The following is a 22,460-nucleotide window of genomic DNA, read 5'->3' as shown; positions in this document are numbered from 1 at the left end:
GGACGCATGCCCGAAGGAGACACCATCTGGCAGACCGCGCACCGGCTCCACACCGCTCTGGCCGGCCGGACGCTGACCCGCGCCGACCTCCGGGTCCCCCGGTACGCCACCGCCGACCTCACCGGCCGGACCGTCCTCGACGTCACACCCCGGGGGAAGCACCTGCTGGCCCGCATCGAGGGCGGCCTCACCCTGCACTCCCATCTCCGGATGGACGGCGCCTGGCGGGTGTACGTCACCGGGCAGCGCCCGCACGGCGGCCCGGACCACCAGATCCGCGCCATCCTCGGAAACGCCGACCACACCGCGTACGGCTACCGTCTCCCGGTCCTCGAGCTGATCCGTACCACCGACGAGTCCGGCGCGGTGGGCCACCTCGGCCCGGACCTCCTCGGCCCCGGCTGGGGCGCCGAGGAGGCGGAAGAGGCCACCCGCAGGCTGCTCGCGGATCCCGCCCGGTCACTCGGCGAGGCCCTGCTCGACCAGCGCAACATGGCCGGCATCGGCAATGTGTACAAGTCGGAGCTGGCCTTCCTGGCCGGAGTCACGCCCTGGGTCCCGGTCGGTGACCTCGGCCCCGACGTCCCGGCCCGCCTGGTGGCGACCGCGCACCGCCTCCTGGACGCGAACAAGGACCGCCCGGACCGGCGCACCACCACCACCCGCCGCCCCGGCACCCCGCTGCACGTCTACGGCCGCGCCGGGCGCTCCTGCCTCCGCTGCGGCGCCCGGATCCGCAAGGCGGAGCTCGGCGACCGGGTCACGTACTGGTGCCCGGGCTGCCAGCGCGGCCCCGGCGACGAGACGGAACAGCACCTCCCCACCAATTGACGACCCGTCAGATTCACCCGTACGGTCCGAACATGACGGCTCTCCCCGCGTACGACCTCACCGGCCGCACCGCGTTCGTCACCGGCGCCGCCAGCGGCATCGGCCGCGCGACCGCGGTCCTGCTCGCCCAGGCCGGCGCCACCGTGCACGGCGCGGACCGCGACGAGCCCGGCCTCATGGAGACGGTCGACCTCGTCGCGCGCGCGGGCGGCACCGCGCACCCGCACCCCCTGGACGTCACCGACCGCCCCGCCCTCGCCGGCGCGGTCCGGGCGGCGGGCCCGCTCCACGTCATGGCCGCGGTCGCCGGGATCATGCACACCAGCTCGGTCCTGGAGACCCGCGACGAGGACCTGGACCGTCTCCTCGCCGTGAACTTCAAGGGGGTGCTCCACGCCTGCCAGGAGGCGGCCCGTTCGATGATCGACGCCGGCGTCCCCGGCTCGATCGTCACGATGGCCTCGGGCGCGATGGACACCGCGAGCCCCGGCCTCCTCTGCTACAGCGTCACCAAGGCGGCCGTCGTCCAGCTCACCAAGACCCTGGCCGCCGAGGCGGGCCGGTACGGCATCCGGGTCAACGCGGTCGCCCCGGGCTGGATCCGCACCCCCATGACGGACCGCCACGAACCGGCCGCGCAGGAACAGGCGGAGGCCGCGATGATCCGTCACTCACCGCTGGGCCGGGTCGGGGAGGCCGAGGACATCGCGCACGCGGTCCTCCACCTCGCGTCCGACGCCTCGGCGTTCACGACAGGCCAGATCCTGCGCCCCAACGGCGGCGTCGCGATGCCCTGGTGACGTGCCGGGCGACCACGCCCGGCCGTCCCGAAGAGGCGGCCACGTGCACCGGCAGCAGACTCAGCCCCCAGCCGCCCGCGGCCACCGCCCCCTCGACCGGCCCGGTCTCCCCCGGCACGAGCAGCAGGCGCAGCACCGCCCACCACCAGAGCCCACCTGCCGCCAGCCCGATCGCGACCAGCGCGAGCGTCGCCAGCGGCACCCGTCGCCGTACCATGGCCGCCTCCTGCCGTCGACGCTAGACCGGCAGGATCACCCTGCGGGAGGGCGCACCGGAGGCAAACCCGGCGCACTCGGCCCAGTCGTACGTTCCCCCCACCATCGCAGCCCGGCCGGAACCCGGCATCTCAGACGAGGCGGAACGACATCGGCGGACAGGGAAAAGCCCCGGTCAGCGCCCCTGCAGGGGGCACCGACCGGGGCTTGACCCGTGTCGCTTCGCTTCACACGGTGACGACTCAGGCGGCGACGACGTCCACCGCTTCGGCGGGCGCCTTGATGGTCACCCGCCCGGTGGGCACACCGCCCACCGACGTCACCGACACCGAATTGAGCATCGGGCGCACCGGCGTCGGTACCGGTTCGCTCGCGGCCGCCGACTCGGCCAGTTCGGCCAGTGACAGCTCGTCGCTCACTTCACGCATGAGCTCGGACATCCGTACGTCCAGCGCGTCGCAGATCGCGGAGAGCAGCTCGGAGGAAGCCTCCTTCTGCCCCCGCTCCACCTCGGAGAGATAGCCGAGCGAGACTCGGGCGGACGAGGAGACTTCGCGCAGAGTACGGCCTTGGCGCTGGCGCTGCCGACGCAGCACGTCACCCAACAGGCGACGGAGCAGAATCATCGGTGGCTCCCTCCTCGGACCGCGTAGCCGCATCCTTCACGCCCCACCGTACCGCCTCGCGCTGCGGCCGTGCGGGGAGCGATGTCGTGTTCACTCAGGGCTGCAAACATCAATTCCCCCCGTTGTGTTCCGTATCCTGTGCCCGCGCATTTCCCGAGAGTTCCTCGTGGAGCAGTTCCAGCACGCTCCGGACGCTCTCTCTACGGATGTCCGCGCGGTCGCCGTTCAACCTCAACGAGACCACTTTCCCGGCGCGGGCGCCGGTCGCGACGGGTCCCGCGACCGCCACGTAGACGGTGCCGACGGCCTGTCCGTCCTGCGGATCGGGCCCGGCGACCCCGGTGGTCGAGATCCCCCAGTCGGCGCCGAGCCGATCCCGTACGCCCGCCGCCATCTGCAGCGCGACCTCGGGATCCACCGCCCCGCGCTCCGCGAGGAGGCTCGCGTCGACGCCGAGCAGCTCGTGCTTGAGGGTGGTGGCGTAGGCCGTGACCGACCCGCGGAAGACCGCCGAGGCGCCGGGCACCCCGGTGAGCTCCGCCGCCACCAGACCACCCGTGAGCGACTCCGCAGCGGCGAGCGTGTGACCACGCTCCGCGAGCAGCGCCAGCACCCGGGCGGCCTCGGTCATCGCGTCGCCGCCGCCGACTCCGCGGCCGCCCGCTCGGCGGCGAGCCCCTTGCGGCGCAGCACCACGGCCTGCCGGACGTAGTCCAGGCCGGTGACGACCGTCAGCACCACGGCCACGGCCATCACCCAGAAGCGCAGGGTGGCCAGCGGGCCGGTGAGCATCAGCACGTACATGCCGACGGCCGTGCCCTGGGCGAGCGTCTTCATCTTCCCGCCGCGGCTGGCCGGGATGACCCCGTGCCGGATCACCCAGAAGCGCATCAGGGTGATCCCCAGTTCCCGGGCCAGGATGACCCCGGTCACCCACCAGGGCAGGTCCCCGAGCGAGGACAGCGAGATCAGTCCGGCGGCCATGATCGCCTTGTCGGCGATCGGGTCGGCGATCTTTCCGAAGTCCGTGACCAGGTTGTACGTCCGGGCGAGGTGCCCGTCGAAGACGTCCGTGATCATGGCGACGGCGAAGGCCGCCCAGGCCCAGGCGCGCCAGGCGGGGTCGTGACCGCCGTCCTGGAGGAGCAGCAGGACGAAGCCCGGCACGAGCACGAGCCGGATCATGGTCAGGATGTTGGCGATGTTCCACAGGCTGGCCTGGTTGACGGCCGCCGTGCCCAGCTTGCCGCGGGGCGCCGGCCTACCGGTCCCGCCCGTCGCGGATGCCGGGACTCCGGTCATCTGCCTGCCTCCTCGAAAAGACACTCGGCCACCAGGTCGACGCCTTCCGTGCCGACGACCTTCGCCACGACCATACGGCCCGGGGCCAGGTCGGGGCTCGCGCCACCGGCCGTGGTGAGGACCACCTGGCCGTCGGTCTCGGGCGCCTGGTGGGCCGCGCGGCCGATCACACCGTCCTCGTCGTCCACGGACTCGACCAGTACCTCCAGGGTCTCTCCGATCCGCTCCTCCGCGCGCTGCGCGGTGAGCTCCTCGGCGAGCCGGGAGAGGTGGGCGAGCCGGGCGTCGACGACCTCCTGGTCGAGCTTGTGCTCGTAGCCGGCGGCCTCGGTGCCGTCCTCGTCGGAGTAGCCGAAGACGCCGATCGCGTCGAGCCGCGCGTGGGTGATGAAGCGTTCCAGCTCGGCGAAGTCGGCCTCGGTCTCGCCGGGGAAGCCGACGATGAAGTTGGAGCGGGCGCCGGCCGTGGGGGCCTTCTCGCGGATGCTCGCGAGGAGCTCAAGGAAGCGGTCCGTGTCGCCGAAGCGGCGCATGGCCCGCAGCACGTCGGGGGCGCTGTGCTGGAAGGACAGGTCGAAGTACGGCACGACCTTCTCGGTCGACGTGAGGACGTCGATCAGGCCGGGGCGCATCTCGGCGGGTTGGAGGTAGCTGACGCGGACGCGCTCGATGCCGTCGACGGCGGCCAGCTCGGGCAGCAGGCTCTCCAGGAGCCGGATGTCACCGAGGTCCTTGCCGTACGAGGTGTTGTTCTCGGAGACCAGCATGACCTCCTTCACGCCCTGCTCGGCGAGCCAGCGGGTCTCGTTCAGCACGTCCGAGGGACGGCGCGAGACGAAGGAGCCGCGGAAGGAGGGGATGGCGCAGAAGGAGCAGCGGCGGTCGCAGCCGGAGGCGAGCTTCACGGAGGCGACGGGGCTGGTGTCCAGGCGGCGGCGGAGCGGCGCGCGGGGCCCTGAGGCGGGCGCGATGCCCTCGGGGAGGTCCGCCGGGGCCTCGGCGGGCGCCTCGGCCGCGTCGCCGTGGCCGGGGAGGGCCACCGCGGCGGCGGCCTCCTGGCGCTCGACGGGCGAGAGCGGCAGCAGCTTGCGCCGGTCACGCGGGGTGTGCGCCTCGACACTGCCACCGCTGAGGATGGTCTGGAGGCGGTTGGAGATGTCGGAGTAGTCGTCGAAGCCGAGGACGCCGTCGGCCTCCGGGAGGGCTTCGGCGAGCTCCTTGCCGTAGCGCTCGGCCATACAGCCGACGGCGACCACGGCCTGGGTGCGGCCGTGGTCCTTCAGGTCATTGGCTTCGAGGAGGGCGTCGACGGAGTCCTTCTTGGCGGCTTCGACGAATCCACAGGTGTTGACGACGGCGACATCCGCGTCCTCGGCGTTCTCGACGAGCTCCCAGCCGTCCGCTGCCAAGCGGCCTGCGAGCTCCTCCGAGTCCACCTCGTTACGGGCGCAGCCAAGAGTGACAAGGGCGACGGTACGGCGTTCGGGCATGGACTCAAGACTACTTCGTCCCGGCCGTTCCCCCGTCGCGCAGGGTTCACCTGCGCGACAGAGGTCACATCACGGGCCCGGCGGGGCGGCTCAGCCGGCCTCGGGGTCGCCCTTGGTGTAGGTGAGCCGCTCGACCTGGCCGGACTCGAACTTGTCGGCGACCTTCTTGCCGTTCACGTAGAGCTCGATCGCGCCGGCGTTGCCGAGGACCAGGTCGATGCGCTCGTCGTCCTGGAAGGTCTTGGACTCGCCGTTGAGGAGCAGCCCGTCGAAGAGCAGCTTGCCGTCGGCGGCCTTGGCCGAGATCCAGCTCTTGCCGTCGGTGGCGGTCATCTTCACGGTCACCTTGTCCTGCGGGACGGCGGCGATCGCGCTCTCGGAGGGCTTGGGCGCGGGCTTGACGGGCTTGGGCTTGGCGGCCGAGGACGCCTTCTCGGGCGCCGGCGCCGGGCCGTCGGCGACGGTGCTGCCCTTGGGGGCGTCGTTGCCGTCGAACATCGTGAAGCCGACGAAACCGACGACGGCGACGATGGCCGCGACCATCGCGGCGGTCCAGTTGGGCCGGCGCGGCTCGGGGCGGATGCGTTCCGCCTCGAACAGCGGGGCGGCGGGGGTGGGCGCGGGACGGCCACCGTGCTCGGCGTCGTACTGCTCGATCAACGGGGCCGGATCGAGGCCGACGGCGCGCGCGAGGGTGCGGATGTGCCCGCGGGCGTAGACGTCTCCGCCGCAGCGCGAGAAGTCGTCCTCCTCGATCGCGTGCACGATCGGGATCCGGACACGGGTGGAGGCACTGACCTCTTCGACGGTGAGACCGGCGGCGATGCGGGTCTGCTGGAGAGCGCGACCGATCGAGTCCCGGTCGTCTGCCGGGGAGATCCGGTCGTCTTCGGGGGAGTTGCCGATGGACACGAGAGCGCCTTTCGAGCGTGTAGCCACCTGCTGGACGTTCAGTCTATGGGTGGTACGAAAGGGTGGGGCAACCGGGCGGGTGCTGTTTGTACGCCATGAGGCTGGGACATCCTTCTGTCCCTCCGTCCAACTTGACGTACGGCCAGGGGAAACGGTTGCCCTCCGTTCCCTTACGAGTGAGTCTCGGCCCGGTCTCGATCGCGTACCCCGCCTCCGGCGCACTACGCCGAACGGCCCCGGGGCACCCCGGGGCGGTCGGCGCTAGGCCCCCGACTCCCCCCGGATCACGGCGAGCACGTCGTCCAGCTCGTCGGGCTTGATCAGCACGTCCCGCGCCTTGGAGCCCTCGCTGGGTCCGACGATGTTCCGCGACTCCATGAGGTCCATCAACCGGCCGGCCTTCGCGAAGCCGACGCGCAGCTTGCGCTGGAGCATCGACGTGGAGCCGAACTGCGTGGAGACGACCAGTTCGGCGGCCTGGCACAGCAGGTCGAGGTCGTCGCCGATGTCCTCGTCGATCTCCTTCTTCTGCTTGGTGCCGACGGTGACGTCGTCCCGGAAGACCGGGGTCATCTGGTCCTTGCAGTGCTGCACGACGGCCGCGACCTCGTGCTCGGTGACGAAGGCGCCCTGCATGCGGACGGGCTTGTTGGCGCCCATCGGCAGGAACAGTCCGTCACCCTTTCCGATGAGCTTCTCGGCGCCGGGCTGGTCGAGGATGACCCGGCTGTCGGCGAGCGAGGAGGTGGCGAAGGCGAGCCGGGACGGCACGTTGGCCTTGATGAGGCCGGTGACGACGTCCACGGACGGCCGCTGGGTGGCGAGCACCAGGTGGATGCCGGCGGCGCGGGCCAACTGGGTGATGCGGACGATCGAGTCCTCGACGTCCCGGGGCGCGACCATCATCAGGTCGGCGAGCTCGTCGACGATGACGAGCAGGTACGGGTAGGTCTTGAGCTCCCGCTCGCTGCCCTCGGGCAGCTGGATCTTGCCGTCCCTGATCGCCTGGTTGAAGTCGTCGATGTGCCGGTAGCCGAAGGCCGCCAGGTCGTCGTACCGGAGGTCCATCTCCTTCACCACCCACTGCAGGGCCTCGGCGGCCCGCTTGGGGTTGGTGATGATCGGGGTGATCAGGTGCGGGATGCCCTCGTACGCGGTGAGCTCGACCCGCTTGGGGTCGACGAGGACCATCCGGACGTCCTCGGGGGTCGCCCTTATCATGATCGAAGTGATCAGGCAGTTGATGCACGAGGACTTTCCGGAGCCGGTCGCACCGGCCACCAGGACGTGCGGCATCTTCGCCAGGTTGGCCATCTCGTAGCCGCCCTCGACGTTCTTGCCGAGCGCCACCAGCATCGGGTGGTCGTCCTCGGCCGCGGCGGCGAGACGCAGCACGTCGCCGAGGTTGACCATCTCCCGGTCGCTGTTCGGGATCTCGATGCCGACGGCGGACTTGCCGGGGATCGGCGAGATGATCCGGACGTCCGGGGAGGCCACGGCGTACGCGATGTTCTTGGTGAGGGCCGTGATCTTCTCGACCTTCACGGCGGGCCCGAGCTCGACCTCGTAGCGGGTGACCGTCGGCCCCCGGGTGAAGCCGGTGACGGCCGCGTCGACCTTGAACTCGGTGAAGACGTTCGACAGCGAGTCCACCACGGCGTCGTTGGCGGCGCTGCGCGTCTTGCCGGGCCCGCCCCGCTCCAGGAGGTCGAGCGACGGCAGCGCGTACGTGATGTCGCCGGACAGCTGGAGCTGCTCGGCCCGGGGCGGCAGATCGGTCGGCTCGGGCGCCGGCTTGGTCAGATCCGGTACGCCTCCGCCGGGCCGCTGGTCCCCGCCTCGGGCGGGCGGCACGGGCGCGGCCGGTGCCGCCGTTTCGGCGGCCTCGGCGGCGGCCCTCGCGGCGGCGTCCACGGCGGCCTTGCGGTCGGCGGTGACGTCCCTGGTCAGATCGGCGACGATCGGCGACGGCGGCATGCCGTTGAGCACCGCCCCGTCGAGCGCGGCGGCCGCCGCGGCGGCGACGTCGACGGGGTCGAGGCCGTGGTCGAAGGCCGGCTCCGGAGCGGGGCGGCGGGCCAGTCGGCTGCGCCGCTCCAGCATCTCGGCCTCGGCCCGGTCCACGTCGTACGGCTCCGCGGGGCCGCGGCGCCGCGCGGGCCGGGACTGCGGCCGGGCGTCGCGCCACTCCTCGTCGTACTCCTCGCGGCCCTCGGCGCGCCCCCCGTACCCCTCGGTCTCCGCGGGGTCGTAGGCCGGCTCGACGATGCCGAGGCGGGCGCCGAGGATGCGCAGCCGCTGCGGGATCGCGTTGACCGGGGTGGCGGTGACGACGAGCAGCCCGAAGAGCGTGAGCAGCACCAGCATGGGGACGGCGAGGACCTCGCCCATCATGAAGACGAGGGGCTGGGACGCGGCCCAGCCGATCAGACCGCCGGCGTCCTGCATGGCCTCGCTGCCGTCGCCGCGGCCCGGGGAGCCGCAGGCGATGTGGACCTGGCCCAGGATGCCGATGACGAGCGCGGAGAGGCCGATGCTGATCCGGCCGTTGGCCTCGGGCTTCTCCGGGTAGAGGATGAGCCGCACCGCGATCGAGCCGAGCAGCAGCGGGACCAGCAGGTCGAGCCGGCCGAAGGACCCGGTCACCAGCATCTCGACCAGGTCACCGACCGGGCCGCGGAGGTTGGACCAGGTGCCCGCGGCGACGATCAGCGAGAGGCCGAGCAGGAGCAGCGCGAGCCCGTCCTTGCGGTGGGCCGGGTCGAGGCCCTTGGCGCCGCGCCCTATCCCCCGGAACATCGCCCCCACCGCGTGGGCGACACCGAGCCAGGCCCCGCGCGCGAGCCGGTAGATCCCCCCGGTGGGGGACGGTGCGGGACGGGGCGCCGCCTTCTTCGCCGCCGTCTTCCGCGCGGGCGCGCGCTTGGCGGGCGCGGCCTTCTTGGCCGGCGCCTTCTTCGCGGGCGGTTTGGCCGGGGACTTCGCGGGTGCCGCTTTCTTCGCGGCGCCCGTCGTACGGCCGGCGCGCGGCTTTGCGGTGCCCGCCGTGCCCTGGGAACCCTTGCCGGACGTACGTGAAGCCATGATGCCGAGGTTACCGGTGTGGGGACGAGCTGTCCGCCTCACCCGTTCGTGTCGTCCTTGCCGCGGCGCGACGCTGACGCCGCCTCACACCGGACGGCGTGCGCCGAAACGATCCGTGACGGAGCGTCAGCTCTGGGCCGGCAGCGTCGGCGCGGCGCCGGTGCCCGGCTCCAGCGCGTCCAGCGCCCTGCGCAGCCCGGTGAGCTTCCGCTCCAGATGCGCGGCGGTGGCGACGGCCGCCGCGTCGGCGGAGTCGTCGTCGAGCTGCTTCGACAGCGCCTCGGCCTGCTCCTCGACCGCCGCGAGCCGTGCGGAGAGCTCGGCGAGCAGACCGGCGGCCTCCTTGCCGTGACCGCCCTCGCCGCCGCCCTCCAACTGCAGCCGCAGCAGGGCGGCCTGCTCGCGCAGCTTGCAGTTCTTCATGTACAGCTCGACGAAGACCGAGACCTTGGCGCGCAGCACCCACGGGTCGAACGGCTTCGAGATGTAGTCGACCGCCCCGGCCGCGTACCCACGGAACGTGTGGTGGGGGCCGTGATTGATGGCGGTGAGGAAGATGATCGGGATGTCCCGGGTCCGCTCCCGCCGCTTGATGTGGGCGGCGGTCTCGAAACCGTCCATCCCCGGCATCTGGACGTCGAGCAGGATGACCGCGAAGTCGTCCGTCAACAGCGCCTTGAGCGCTTCCTCCCCGGACGATGCCCGTACCAGCGTCTGATCGAGCGCGGAGAGAATGGCCTCCAGCGCCAGCAGATTCTCCGGCCGGTCATCGACCAGGAGGATCTTGGCCTTCTGCACCATGCCCCGTCCTCCTCGCCCCGGCAACGGCTCTCCCCGGCTCCCCGAACCGGGGGAAGCACCGGGCGCCGCCCCAGAAGACGACTCCCTAACGCCGTCCGTCCTTGTGCCGGTCATCGTAGCCGCACCCCGCCCGTCGCCACACCCTGTCACCGCGATGTCACTGTGCACGTACCGGAAACGCGGTGGGAGACCAGAAGGTTCCCCGTATCCCGGCCCCTCACACCCTTCTGGCAACAGTCCGTCAGCGGAGTCCGGGAGCCGCGCCGGACCCCGCCCGGGGCCCGTGCGGCGGAGTCGCCCCCGCCCCACGGGCCCCGGAGCGCGTCACGCCCCGCGCATCCACTCCTCCATGACCGACAGCAGATGATCGGGATCGACCGGCTTGGTCACATAGTCCGAGGCGCCCGACTCGATCGCCTTCTCCCGGTCGCCCTTCATCGCCTTCGCCGTCAGCGCGATGATCGGCAGCCCCGCGAACTGCGGCATGCGCCGGATCGCCGTCGTCGTCGCGTATCCGTCCATCTCCGGCATCATGATGTCCATCAGGACGATCGTCACATCGTCGTGCTGCTCCAGGACTTCGATGCCCTCCCGCCCGTTCTCCGCGTACAGCACCGCGAGACCGTGCTGCTCCAGGACGCTGGTCAGCGCGAAGACGTTACGGATGTCGTCGTCGACGATCAGCACCTTCTCGCCCGAGAAACCGAACGTCCGGCGCGGCTCCGCCTCCACCTCCTGCTCCGCCCGCTCGGCCACGGCCTCCTTGTCGGCCTGCCCCGGCACCCCGCTGCGCGCCCCGGTCGCCTCCGCGGCGGCCTTCCGCCGGTGCCGGAACAGTGCCGCGGCCCCGGACCGCGCCTCCGTCCGCACGGGCGGCGGCGGGAAGTGCGGGAACGGATGGACGGCCCCGGCGAACCCTTCCTCCTCGCCCTGCTGCGTGTCCTCGGCGTCCTGCGGGCCCTGCCCGTAACCGCCCGACGGCAGCTCGGTCGGACTCAGCGGCAGGTACAGCGTGAACGTCGAACCGCGGCCCGGCTCGCTCGCCGCGAAGATCTCGCCGCCGAGCAGCCGCGCGATCTCCCGGCTGATCGAGAGCCCCAGCCCCGTACCGCCGTACTTGCGGCTGGTCGTGCCGTCGGCCTGCTTGAACGCCTCGAAGATCACCCGCATCTTGCTCGCGGCGATCCCGATCCCGGTGTCGGTGACCGAGAACGCGATCAGATCGGCCTCCGGGTCGCGCAGCGAACCGGCCTCAAGGAGCTGCTCGCGGATCGACTGCGGCACGTCCGCCCCGGCCGGCCTGATCACCAGCTCCACCGCGCCCGTGTCGGTGAACTTCACCGCGTTGGACAGGAGGTTGCGCAGCACCTGCAGCAGCCGCTGCTCGTCGGTGTGCAGGGTGGCCGGCAGCTCCGGCGAGACCCGCACCGAGAAGTCGAGCCCCTTCTCCGCCGTCAGCGGCCGGAAGGTCGCCTCCACGTAGTCGACCAGCTGGACGAGCGCGATCCGGGTCGGCGAGACGTCCATCTTGCCCGCCTCGACCTTGGACAGGTCGAGGATGTCGTTGATCAGCTGGAGCAGATCGGAGCCGGCGCCGTGGATGGTCTCGGCGAACTCGACCTGCTTCGGCGTCAGATTGGTCTCGGCGTTGTCCGCGAGCAACTTCGCCAGGATCAGCAGCGAGTTGAGCGGCGTCCGCAGCTCGTGCGACATGTTGGCGAGGAACTCGGACTTGTACCGCATGGAGACGGCGAGCTGTTCGGCCCGCTCCTCCAGCACCTGCCGGGCCTCCTCGATCTCGGTGTTCTTGACCTCGATGTCACGGTTCTGCCGGGCGAGCAGCTCGGCCTTCTCCTCCAGCTCCAGGTTGGACCCCTGGAGCTCCTTCTGCCGGTGCTCCAGCTCCGCCGAGCGCTCCTTCAGCTGCTCGGTCAGCTCCTGCGACTGCTGGAGCAGCACCTCGGTCTTGGTGTTGACGCTGATGGTGTTGACGGTCGTGGCGATCAGTTCGGCGATCTGGTTGAGGAAGTCCCGCTGGATCTGCGTGAACGGCTGGAAGGAGGCCAGCTCGATCACCCCGAGGACCTTCCCCTCGAACAGGACGGGAAGGACGATCACATGCGCGGGCGAGGCCTCGCCGAGCCCGGAGGAGATCTTGAGGTAGCCGGGAGGGGCGTTGAGCTGGATGGTCCGCTTCTCCTCGGCCGCCGTCCCGATGAGGGTCTCGCCCGGCCGGAACGAGGTCGGCATGGAGCCGGCGGAGTATCCGTAACTCCCGCGCATCCGCAGCTCGTACGAGCCGTCCCCCTCACCGACGAGTTCGGCGTCGCTGTTCGCGGAGCCGGTCGGCATCGCCACGAAGAAGGCACCGTGCTGGGCCGAGACCACCGGCGTCAGCTCGCTCATGATGAGCGAGGCCACGTCGTCGAGGTCCCGCCGGCCCTGCATGAGACCGGAGATACGGGCCAGGTTGCTCTTCAGCCAGTCCTGCTCGTCGTTGGCGAGGGTGGTGTCCCGCAGGTTGGCGATCATCGTGTTGATGTTGTCCTGGAGGGCCTGGATCTCACCGGCCGCGTCCACACCGTCGATCTTCACGTTCAGGTCACCGCGGGTCACCGCGGTGGCGACCGCGGCGATCGCCCGCACCTGCCGGGTCAGGTTCCCTGCCATCTCGTTCACGGACTCGGTGAGGTCGCTCCAGGTGCCCTCCACGTCCCGGACCCGGGCCTGTCCGCCGAGCTGCCCGTCGGTGCCCACCTCGCGGGCCACGCGCGTGACTTCCTCCGCGAAGTTCGACAGCTGGTCGACCATCGTGTTGATGGTGTTCTTCAGCTCCTGGATCTCACCGCGCGCGTCGATGTCGATCTTCTTGGTGAGGTCGCCCTTGGCGATGGCGGTGGTGACGGCGGCGATCTGCCGCACCTGACCGGTGAGGTTGTCGGCCATCGAGTTCACCGACTCGGTGAGGTCCTTCCAGGTGCCCGAGACGCCCGGCACCCGGGCCTGACCGCCCAGTTCGCCCTCCGTGCCCACCTCACGCGCCACGCGCGTGACCTCGTCCGCGAAGGACGACAGGGTCGTCACCATCGTGTTGACGGTCTCGGCGAGCTCGGCGACCTCGCCCCGCGCCTCGACCGTCACCTTCTTCGTCAGGTCGCCGTTGGCGACCGCCGCCGACACCCGCGAGATGTTCCGCACCTGACTGGTCAGGTTGTTGGCCATCAGGTTGACGTTGTCGCTGAGGTCCTTCCACGTGCCGGTGACCCCGCGCACCCGCGCCTGACCGCCGAGGATGCCCTCGGTGCCCACCTCGCGGGCCACGCGCGTGACCTCGTCCGCGAAGTTCGACAGCTGGTCGACCATCGTGTTGACGGTCGTGACCAGCTCCAGGATCTCGCCCCGGGCGTCGACGGTGATCTTCTTCGACAGATCGCCCTTGGCGACCGCCGTCGTGACCTCGGCGATGTTCCGCACCTGGATGGTGAGGTTGTTCGCCATGAAGTTCACCGACTGGGTGAGGTCCTTCCAGGTGCCGGAGACCCCCTGCACCTCGGCCTGACCGCCCAGGATGCCCTCGGTACCCACCTCGCGGGCCACCCGGGTCACCTGCTCGGCGAAGTTCGACAGCTGGTCCACCATCGTGTTGAGGGTGTTCTTCAGCTCCAGGATCTCGCCCCGGGCGTCCACGTCGATCTTCTGCGACAGGTCACCGCGCGCGACCGCCGTGGCGACCTGCGCGATGTTACGGACCTGGGTGGTCAGGTTCCCGGCCATGCCGTTCACCGAGTCCGTCAGGTCACGCCACACACCGGCCACACCCGGCACCTGCGCCTGACCGCCGAGCCGCCCGTCCGTGCCCACCTCACGGGCCACCCGGGTCACCTGCTCCGCGAACGCCGAGAGCTGGTCGACCATCGTGTTGATGGTGTTCTTCAGCTCCAGGATCTCGCCCCGGGCGTCGACGTCGATCTTCTGCGACAGGTCACCGCTGGCCACCGCCGTCGTCACCTGCGCGATCTGCCGCACCTGCGAGGTCAGGTTGCCGGCCATGAAGTTCACCGAGTCGGTGAGCTCCCGCCAGCGCCCCGAGACGCCGTCCACCCGCGCCTGACCGCCCAGCCGGCCCTCCGTGCCCACGTCCCGGGCCATCCGGGTCACCTGGTCCGCGAACGACGAGAGCTGCGACACCATCGTGTTGACGGTGTTCTTCAGCTCCAGCATCTCGCCGGCCACGTCCACCGTGACCTTCTGCGACAGATCACCGTTGGCCACCGCCGTCGTGACCTGCGCGATGTCCCGCACCTGACCGGTCAGGTTCCGGAAGGCCGTGTTCACCGAGTCGGTGAGGTCCTTCCACGTCCCCGCCGCACCGGGCACCTCGGCCTGCCCGCCGAGCAGACCCTCGACGCCGACCTCCCGGGCCACCCGGGTCACCTCGGAACCGAAGGCCGACAGCTGGTCGACCATCGTGTTGACGGTGTTCTTCAGCTCCAGCATCTCGCCGGCCACGTCCACCGTGACCTTCTGCGACAGATCACCGTTGGCCACCGCCGTGGTCACCTGCGCGATGTCCCGCACCTGCGTCGTGATGTTCCGGAAGACGGTGTTGACCGAGTCCGTGAGGTCCTTCCACGTGCCCGCCGCACCCGGCACCTGCGCCTGACCGCCGAGCAGGCCCTCCGCGCCGACCTCGCCCGACACCCGGGTCACCTCGTCGGCGAAGATCCGCAGCGTCTTCGTCATCTGGTTGATGGTGTCCGCCAGCTGCGCGATCTCCCCGCGCGCCGACACCCGCACCTTCTGCGACAGGTCACCGTTGGCGACCGCCGTGGTCACCTCGGCGATGCCCCGCACCTGGTTGGTCAGATTGCCGGCCATGGTGTTGACGGAGTCCGTGAGGTCCTTCCACACACCCGCGACCCCGGCCACCTCGGCCTGACCGCCCAGCTCGCCCTCCGTGCCCACCTCGCGGGCGACCCGGGTCACCTCGGAGGAGAACGACGACAGCTGGTCCACCATCCGGTTGACGGTGTTCTTCAGCTCCAGCATCTCGCCGGCCACGTTCGCCGTGACCTTCTGCGACAGGTCACCGTCCGCGACCGCCGTCGTCACCAGCGCGATGTCCCGCACCTGGGCCGTCAGCCGGTTCGCCATCGTGTTGACCGAATCCGTGAGGTCCTTCCACGAACCCGACACCCCGCGCACCTGGGCCTGCCCGCCCAGCTTGCCGTCCGTCCCCACCTCGACCGCCACCCGGGTCACCTCGGAGGCGAACACCGACAGCTGGTCGACCAGGTTGTTCGCGGTACGCGCGACCTTCAGGAACTCCCCGCGAAGCGGCCGCACCGCCCCGTCGGCACCCTCCGAACGCAGGTCCATCCGCTGGTCCAGATCACCCTCGGCGACCGCCGAGAGCACCCGGCCCACCTCGGACACCGGCCGCGCCAGATCGTCGACGAGGGCGTTCGCGGCCTCGATCGCCGCCGCCCACGCCCCCTCACTGGCGCCCGCCTCCAGCCGCTCGGACAGCTTGCCCTCCCGGCCCACCACCCGGCGGACCCGCGACAGCTCCCCCGTCAGGTGCATCTGCCGGTCCGCGACCTCGTTGAACACGGCGGAGATCTCCGCCATGACCCCGTCGCCGGACACCGTCAACCGCCTGCGGAGGTTCCCGTCCCGCATCGACACCAGCGCGCCCAGCAAGCGCTCGAGCGCCGCCGCGTCCACCTGTACCGTCCCCCCACGGGAACGCCCGCCCCTCGCGCGCGTACCGCCGCCTCCGCCGCGTCGCGCCGCCGTGCCAGGTTCCACCGTGTCCCTCCCGAAAGGGGTCGACCGTACCGCTCCGACTCACGCCGGTAGCCTGCCCAGTGTTTCACCGCCACCCAACCAGGCGATAACAGTTCGGCAGCTTCGCACAGCGTCCCTACCCCCTGGGGACGGAATCAACGGTGACCGGCACCCGCGTGGACGGTGAAGGTAAGTAACCTGGCTACCGGCTGTCCAACCACCCCGGTCCGCCCGGCGGGGGCGGTGTGGTGCGCGAACGACCACCGGGCAGCGGGGAGGGACAGACCGAGCATGGCAGAGCCGGGCGTCGAGACGCGTATGAGGAGTGCTGTGATCACCGCGCGGGCGACTGCCAGCTTCGAGCCCGTCGGGCGGTCCGTCGCGGCCGCCCGCGCCTTCGTCCGGGACACCCTCCAGGGCTGGGGGCACCCCGAACTCGTCGACGACGCCGTCGTCCTCACCAGCGAACTCGTCACCAACGCCGTCATCCACGCCGGCACCGCGGCGGACGTCCTCTGCCTCCGCTCCGACGACAGCATCCGCGTCGAGGTCGCCGACCGCTATCCCGAGCGCGAGATCCCCGTCCAGAGCGGCCGCACCTTCGGCAACCCCGACCGCGAGAACGGCCGGGGCCTGCTGCTCTGCGCCGCCCTCGCCCACCGCTGGGGCGTCGACTACTCCCCCACCCGCAAGCACGTCTGGTTCCACCTCGACCTCCCCCAGCGCCCGGTCGGCACCCGCTCCGCGGGCCCCGTCATCCCCGACGCGCTCCTCCCCGTCACCGACAGCCGCGTCCGCGTCGCCGTCGCCCAGATCGACCGTGACGGAGCCGTCACCGCCTGGAACCAGCACGCCGAGGAACTCTTCGGGTACGCCGCCGAGCACGTCACCGGCAAACCCCTCAGCGACCTCGCCGCCTGGCCGCACACCCCCGGCATCGGCACCGGCCTCGCCGAGGCCCTCCGCCTCTCCCGCTGGGAGGGCAGCTACGGCATCCGCTGCGCCGACGGCCGCGTCATCCCCGTCTACGCCTCGCACCTCCGGGTCCGCGACGCCCAGGGCGAACCCTCCACCGTCTGTCTCCTCGTCCGCGAGCACGAGCGGGCCGTCCTCCAGACCCCGCAGCGCCCCGCGGCCGAGCCGGGCGCCGAGAGCCGCGCCGCGGACCCCTTCGAGGTCTTCATCGGCACCCCGGCCCCCGACGACCTCGACGGCCTCCTCCAGCGCACCGTCGAGCGCGCCCGCGACATGCTCGACGGCGACGCCGCCTTCCTGCTCCTCGCCACCGACGACGAGACGGAACTGGAGGTACGCGCGACCACCGGCCTCCCGGCCGCCCGCCAGCGCTTCGCCCGCGTCCCCGTGGAGACCGGCGCCAGCCGCTACGGCTCCGCCCGCATGCCGGCCGTCCACGAGGACCTGGCGGCCGTCCACGGAGCCGTCCCCCTCCTCGAAGGCACCGGCATGCGCTCGGTGGTCACCGTCCCCCTCAAGGTCGAGGGCCGGCTCACCGGCTCCCTCGGCGTCGCCGCCGAGAGCGCGAACCGCTACTCCAACGAAGAGGCACTCCGCCTCCAGTTCGCCGCCGACCGCATCGCCCTGGCCGTGGAATCCGCCCGCCTCGGCGAACTGGAGCGCCTGCGCCGCGGCTCCCTCAGCTTCCTCGTCGAGGCCTCCGACCTCCTCGCCGGCACCCTCGACCGCGACCAGACGCTGGCCCTGATGGCCCAGATGACCGTCCCGACCCTCGCCACCTGGTGCGCCGTCTACACTATCGCCGACCAGGCCTCCGACCCGTACCTCTCGTACGTGCTCCACGAGGACGAGGACCGCATCGACGGCCTCAAGGAGCTGCTCTCCTCCATCGCCCCGCCCGACCCGGTGCCGACCCCCGGCGCCCGCGTCTGGACGGCGCCGGGCGACGCCGCCCACCGCGCGGCCCTGTCCGCCTCGGTCCGCGCCCTCGACCACCCCACGAGCCCGCTGTCCTCCGGCATCGACACCACCCTGGCGACCGCGAGCGCGGTCGCCGGCGAGACGGTCGTCCTGCCGCTGGTCGCCCGCAACCGGGTCATCGGCATGCTGACCCTCGGCAGGCCCTCCGAGGACCACTTCCGCCAGGAGATCCTGGAGCTCGCCGAGGACCTCTCGCGCCGGGCCGCACTGGCCCTGGACAACGCCCGCCTGTACTCCGAGCGCGTGGCGATCAGCCAGTCCCTCCAGCGCAGCCTCCTCCCGCCCGGCCTCCCGGTGATCCCGGGCGTCGAGGTCGACGTCATCTACCGGGCGGCCGGCGAGGGCAACGAGGTCGGCGGCGACTTCTACGACGTCTTCCCGATCAGGGACGACGTGTACGGCTTCGCCATCGGCGACGTCTGCGGCACGGGCCCGGAGGCCGCCGCGGTCACCGGCCTGGCCCGGCACGCCCTGCGCCTGCTGGCCCGCGAGGGCTTCGGCGGCCCGGCCGTCCTGGAACGCCTGAACGCGGCGATCCTCGACGAGGGCGCCCGCAGCCGCTTCCTGACCCTCCTGTACGGCGAGATGCACCCCCAGGAGGACGGCTCCGCGATCCTCAAGGTCGTCTGCGCCGGCCATCCCCTCCCGCTCCGCCTCCGCCCCGACGGCACCGTCAGCCCCGCGGCCGAACCCCAGCCGCTCCTCGGCGTGATGGACGACCTGGAGCTGTACGAGCAGACCGTCACGCTCGACCCCGGCGACGTTCTCCTCTGTGTCACGGACGGCGTGACGGAACGCCGCGAGGGCACCCGCATGCTGGGCGACGACGGCCTGGCCGAGGTCCTCAAGACCTGTACGGGCCTGACGGCCGGCGCGGTGGCCTCCCGGGTGCTCCGCGCGGTGGAACGCTTCGCCCACGCCCCGGCCTCGGACGACATGGCCATCCTGGCGATGCGCCTGCGGGAGCCGGACGACCGCTGACGATGCCGGCGATCCCCCGTGCGGGGATCGCCGGCTTGTCCGCCTGTTCCAGGGAACGCAAAAAGGCCCCCGCCACAAGGCGGGGGCCTTCTTACTTGGAGCCCTTTAACGGAATCGAACCGTTGACCTTCTCCTTACCATGGAGACGCTCTACCGACTGAGCTAAAAGGGCAAGTGTTCGGCGGCGTCCTACTCTCCCACAGGGTCCCCCCTGCAGTACCATCGGCGCTGAAAGGCTTAGCTTCCGGGTTCGGAATGTAACCGGGCGTTTCCCTAACGCTATGACCACCGAAACTCTATGAAGTTGAACTCAACCAGCAAAGGGAGTTCGTTACTTCAGAACTAACACAGTGGACGCGAGCAACTGAGGACAAGCCCTCGGCCTATTAGTACCGGTCAGCTCCACCCATTACTGGGCTTCCACATCCGGCCTATCAACCCAGTCGTCTACTGGGAGCCTTACCCTCTCAAGGAGGTGGGAATACTCATCTCGAAGCAGGCTTCCCGCTTAGATGCTTTCAGCGGTTATCCCTCCCGAACGTAGCCAACCAGCCATGCCCTTGGCAGGACAACTGGCACACCAGAGGTTCGTCCGTCCCGGTCCTCTCGTACTAGGGACAGCCCTTCTCAATATTCCTACGCGCACAGCGGATAGGGACCGAACTGTCTCACGACGTTCTAAACCCAGCTCGCGTACCGCTTTAATGGGCGAACAGCCCAACCCTTGGGACCGACTCCAGCCCCAGGATGCGACGAGCCGACATCGAGGTGCCAAACCATCCCGTCGATATGGACTCTTGGGGAAGATCAGCCTGTTATCCCCGGGGTACCTTTTATCCGTTGAGCGACGGCGCTTCCACAAGCCACCGCCGGATCACTAGTCCCGACTTTCGTCCCTGCTCGACCCGTCGGTCTCACAGTCAAGCTCCCTTGTGCACTTACACTCAACACCTGATTGCCAACCAGGCTGAGGGAACCTTTGGGCGCCTCCGTTACCCTTTGGGAGGCAACCGCCCCAGTTAAACTACCCATCAGACACTGTCCCTGATCCGGATCACGGACCGAGGTTAGACATCCAGCACGACCAGAGTGGTATTTCAACGGCGACTCCACCATGACTGGCGTCACGGCTTCAAAGTCTCCCACCTATCCTACACAAGCCGAACCGAACACCAATATCAAACTGTAGTAAAGGTCCCGGGGTCTTTCCGTCCTGCTGCGCGAAACGAGCATCTTTACTCGTAGTGCAATTTCACCGGGCCTATGGTTGAGACAGTCGAGAAGTCGTTACGCCATTCGTGCAGGTCGGAACTTACCCGACAAGGAATTTCGCTACCTTAGGATGGTTATAGTTACCACCGCCGTTTACTGGCGCTTAAGTTCTCAGCTTCGCCCTGTCGAAACAGAGCTAACCGGTCCCCTTAACGTTCCAGCACCGGGCAGGCGTCAGTCCGTATACATCGCCTTACGGCTTCGCACGGACCTGTGTTTTTAGTAAACAGTCGCTTCTCGCTGGTCTCTGCGGCCACCCCCAGCTCAGGAGGAAAACTCCATCACCAGGCGTGGCCCCCCTTCTCCCGAAGTTACGGGGGCATTTTGCCGAGTTCCTTAACCATAGTTCACCCGAACGCCTCGGTATTCTCTACCTGACCACCTGAGTCGGTTTAGGGTACGGGCCGCCATGAAACTCGCTAGAGGCTTTTCTCGACAGCATAGGATCATCCACTTCACCACAATCGGCTCGGCATCAGGTCTCAGGCTATGTGCTGTCCGGATTTACCTGGACAACGCCCTACACCCTTACCCCGGGACAACCACCGCCCGGGCTGGACTACCTTCCTGCGTCACCCCATCGCTTACCTACTACCACCTTGGGTCAGCGGCTCCACCACTTTCCATTCCCCGAAGGGTCCGGAACGGCTTCACGGCCTTAGCATTAATGGGCTCGATATTGGGCGTTTCAAAGCGGGTACCGGAATATCAACCGGTTGTCCATCGACTACGCCTGTCGGCCTCGCCTTAGGTCCCGACTTACCCTGGGCAGATCAGCTTGACCCAGGAACCCTTAGTCAATCGGCGCACACGTTTCTCACGTGTGTATCGCTACTCATGCCTGCATTCTCACTCGTGAACCGTCCACAACTCGCTTCCGCGGCTGCTTCACCCGGCACACGACGCTCCCCTACCCATCACAGCACCCGTTGGGGCTTATTGCTGCAATGACACGACTTCGGCGGTACGCTTGAGCCCCGCTACATTGTCGGCGCGGAATCACTTGACCAGTGAGCTATTACGCACTCTTTCAAGGGTGGCTGCTTCTAAGCCAACCTCCTGGTTGTCTCTGCGACTCCACATCCTTTCCCACTTAGCGTACGCTTAGGGGCCTTAGTCGATGCTCTGGGCTGTTTCCCTCTCGACCATGGAGCTTATCCCCCACAGTCTCACTGCCGTGCTCTCACTTACCGGCATTCGGAGTTTGGCTAAGGTCAGTAACCCGGTAGGGCCCATCGCCTATCCAGTGCTCTACCTCCGGCAAGAAACACACGACGCTGCACCTAAATGCATTTCGGGGAGAACCAGCTATCACGGAGTTTGATTGGCCTTTCACCCCTAACCACAGGTCATCCCCCAGGTTTTCAACCCTGGTGGGTTCGGTCCTCCACGAAGTCTTACCTCCGCTTCAACCTGCCCATGGCTAGATCACTCCGCTTCGGGTCTTGAGCGCGCTACTGAATCGCCCTATTCGGACTCGCTTTCGCTACGGCTTCCCCACACGGGTTAACCTCGCAACGCACCGCAAACTCGCAGGCTCATTCTTCAAAAGGCACGCAGTCACGACCCATTGGGTAAACCCAATGAGCGACGCTCCCACGGCTTGTAGGCACACGGTTTCAGGTACTATTTCACTCCGCTCCCGCGGTACTTTTCACCATTCCCTCACGGTACTATCCGCTATCGGTCACCAGGGAATATTTAGGCTTAGCGGGTGGTCCCGCCAGATTCACACGGGATTTCTCGGGCCCCGTGCTACTTGGGTGTCTCTCAAACGAGCCGTCAATGTTTCAGCTACGGGGGTCTTACCCTCTACGCCGGACCTTTCGCATGTCCTTCGCCTACATCAACGGTTTCTGACTCGTCTCACAGCCGGCAGACTGTGAAAGAGAGATCCCACAACCCCGCATGCGCAACCCCTGCCGGGTATCACACGCATACGGTTTGGCCTCATCCGGTTTCGCTCGCCACTACTCCCGGAATCACGGTTGTTTTCTCTTCCTGAGGGTACTGAGATGTTTCACTTCCCCTCGTTCCCTCCACATGCCCTATGTGTTCAGGCATGGGTGACAGCCCATGACGACTGCCGGGTTTCCCCATTCGGAAACCCCCGGATCAAAGCCTGGTTGACGGCTCCCCGGGGACTATCGTGGCCTCCCACGTCCTTCATCGGTTCCTGGTGCCAAGGCATCCACCGTGCGCCCTTAAAAACTTGGCCACAGATGCTCGCGTCCACTGTGTAGTTCTCAAGCAACGACCAGCCACCCATCACCCCATCCGACAAGCAGATGAGTGCACTGGGGCCGGCATCGCGAAGATACAAACCTTACGGCCGTACCCTCAGACACCCAACAACGTGCCAAGCACGATCTTTTGGTTCATCATCACGTTCCACGCCG

The 22,460-nt window shown here is 69.1% G+C and carries 12 protein-coding genes, 1 tRNA gene and 2 rRNA genes; 3 read left to right on the top strand and 12 right to left on the bottom strand.

Annotation, left to right across the window (positions count from 1 at the left end; all coding sequences use genetic code 11):
- Positions 1-6 precede the first annotated feature (6 nt).
- Together DEJ43_RS27145 and DEJ43_RS27140 are read left to right on the top strand one after the other, a co-directional pair.
- The gene (locus DEJ43_RS27145) at positions 7-831 is read left to right on the top strand and encodes a DNA-formamidopyrimidine glycosylase family protein (protein WP_015036588.1); all 825 of its coding nucleotides are present in this window, start codon (positions 7-9) and stop codon (positions 829-831) included.
- 32 nt (positions 832-863) lie between these two features.
- Positions 864-1,631 carry an SDR family NAD(P)-dependent oxidoreductase gene (locus tag DEJ43_RS27140; protein ID WP_015036587.1) on the top strand — a complete coding sequence of 256 codons (768 nt, stop codon included), beginning with the start codon at positions 864-866 and terminating at the stop codon, positions 1,629-1,631.
- Here DEJ43_RS27140 and DEJ43_RS27135 read toward each other — a convergent pair.
- The 9 genes from DEJ43_RS27135 to DEJ43_RS27095 all read right to left on the bottom strand — a co-directional run bounded on the left by DEJ43_RS27135 (position 1,579) and on the right by DEJ43_RS27095 (position 15,873).
- On the bottom strand, positions 1,579-1,848 hold the full coding sequence (locus tag DEJ43_RS27135; protein WP_015036586.1) for a hypothetical protein: 270 nt from the start codon (positions 1,846-1,848) through the stop codon (positions 1,579-1,581). The two genes, DEJ43_RS27140 and DEJ43_RS27135, sit on opposite strands and share 53 nt — an antisense overlap.
- A 241-nt stretch (positions 1,849-2,089) precedes the next feature.
- Positions 2,090-2,473 (bottom strand): helix-turn-helix domain-containing protein, encoded by a 384-nt coding sequence (locus DEJ43_RS27130; RefSeq protein WP_015036585.1) that lies wholly within the window; start codon positions 2,471-2,473, stop codon positions 2,090-2,092.
- Between the two features lie 109 nt (positions 2,474-2,582).
- Positions 2,583-3,104 (bottom strand): CinA family protein, encoded by a 522-nt coding sequence (locus DEJ43_RS27125; protein ID WP_015036584.1) that lies wholly within the window; start codon positions 3,102-3,104, stop codon positions 2,583-2,585.
- The gene (pgsA, locus tag DEJ43_RS27120) at positions 3,101-3,775 is read right to left on the bottom strand and encodes a CDP-diacylglycerol--glycerol-3-phosphate 3-phosphatidyltransferase (RefSeq protein ID WP_015036583.1); all 675 of its coding nucleotides are present in this window, start codon (positions 3,773-3,775) and stop codon (positions 3,101-3,103) included. The genes DEJ43_RS27125 and pgsA overlap by 4 nt, the downstream gene beginning before the upstream one ends.
- Complete coding sequence (gene rimO, locus DEJ43_RS27115; protein WP_015036582.1) at positions 3,772-5,265, bottom strand: 30S ribosomal protein S12 methylthiotransferase RimO; 1,494 nt, start codon at positions 5,263-5,265, stop codon at positions 3,772-3,774. Before rimO ends, pgsA begins: the two co-directional genes overlap by 4 nt.
- Before the next feature lie 90 nt (positions 5,266-5,355).
- Positions 5,356-6,177 carry a helix-turn-helix domain-containing protein gene (locus DEJ43_RS27110; RefSeq protein ID WP_041662938.1) on the bottom strand — a complete coding sequence of 274 codons (822 nt, stop codon included), beginning with the start codon at positions 6,175-6,177 and terminating at the stop codon, positions 5,356-5,358.
- A gap of 261 nt (positions 6,178-6,438) precedes the next feature.
- Positions 6,439-9,261, bottom strand: a complete 2,823-nt coding sequence (locus DEJ43_RS27105; protein WP_041662937.1) for a DNA translocase FtsK — start codon at positions 9,259-9,261, stop codon at positions 6,439-6,441.
- A 126-nt stretch (positions 9,262-9,387) separates the two neighbouring features.
- Complete coding sequence (locus DEJ43_RS27100) at positions 9,388-10,062, bottom strand: response regulator (RefSeq protein ID WP_015036579.1); 675 nt, start codon at positions 10,060-10,062, stop codon at positions 9,388-9,390.
- A gap of 324 nt (positions 10,063-10,386) precedes the next feature.
- A complete protein-coding gene (locus tag DEJ43_RS27095) occupies positions 10,387-15,873 on the bottom strand; it encodes a HAMP domain-containing protein (protein WP_181399481.1) in 5,487 nt (1,828 codons plus the stop codon).
- A gap of 270 nt (positions 15,874-16,143) precedes the next feature.
- Here DEJ43_RS27095 and DEJ43_RS27090 point away from each other — a divergent pair, with 270 nt between their 5' ends.
- Positions 16,144-18,789, top strand: a complete 2,646-nt coding sequence (locus DEJ43_RS27090; RefSeq protein ID WP_015036577.1) for a SpoIIE family protein phosphatase — start codon at positions 16,144-16,146, stop codon at positions 18,787-18,789.
- Positions 18,790-18,885: 96 nt separating this feature from the next.
- Here the strand turns inward: DEJ43_RS27090 and DEJ43_RS27085 are convergent.
- The 3 genes from DEJ43_RS27085 to DEJ43_RS27075 all read right to left on the bottom strand — a co-directional run bounded on the left by DEJ43_RS27085 (position 18,886) and on the right by DEJ43_RS27075 (position 22,279).
- Positions 18,886-18,961, bottom strand: a tRNA-Thr gene (locus DEJ43_RS27085).
- Positions 18,962-18,965: 4 nt separating this feature from the next.
- Positions 18,966-19,082 (bottom strand): 5S ribosomal RNA (gene rrf, locus DEJ43_RS27080).
- Between the two features lie 73 nt (positions 19,083-19,155).
- Positions 19,156-22,279: ribosomal RNA gene (locus tag DEJ43_RS27075) — 23S ribosomal RNA — on the bottom strand.
- Positions 22,280-22,460: the final 181 nt, after the last annotated feature.

Origin of the sequence: Streptomyces venezuelae ATCC 10712 (assembly GCF_008639165.1) — a bacterium.
Classification (GTDB): Bacteria; Actinomycetota; Actinomycetes; order Streptomycetales; family Streptomycetaceae; genus Streptomyces; species Streptomyces venezuelae.
This window is presented reverse-complemented; position numbering and strand designations above follow the sequence as displayed.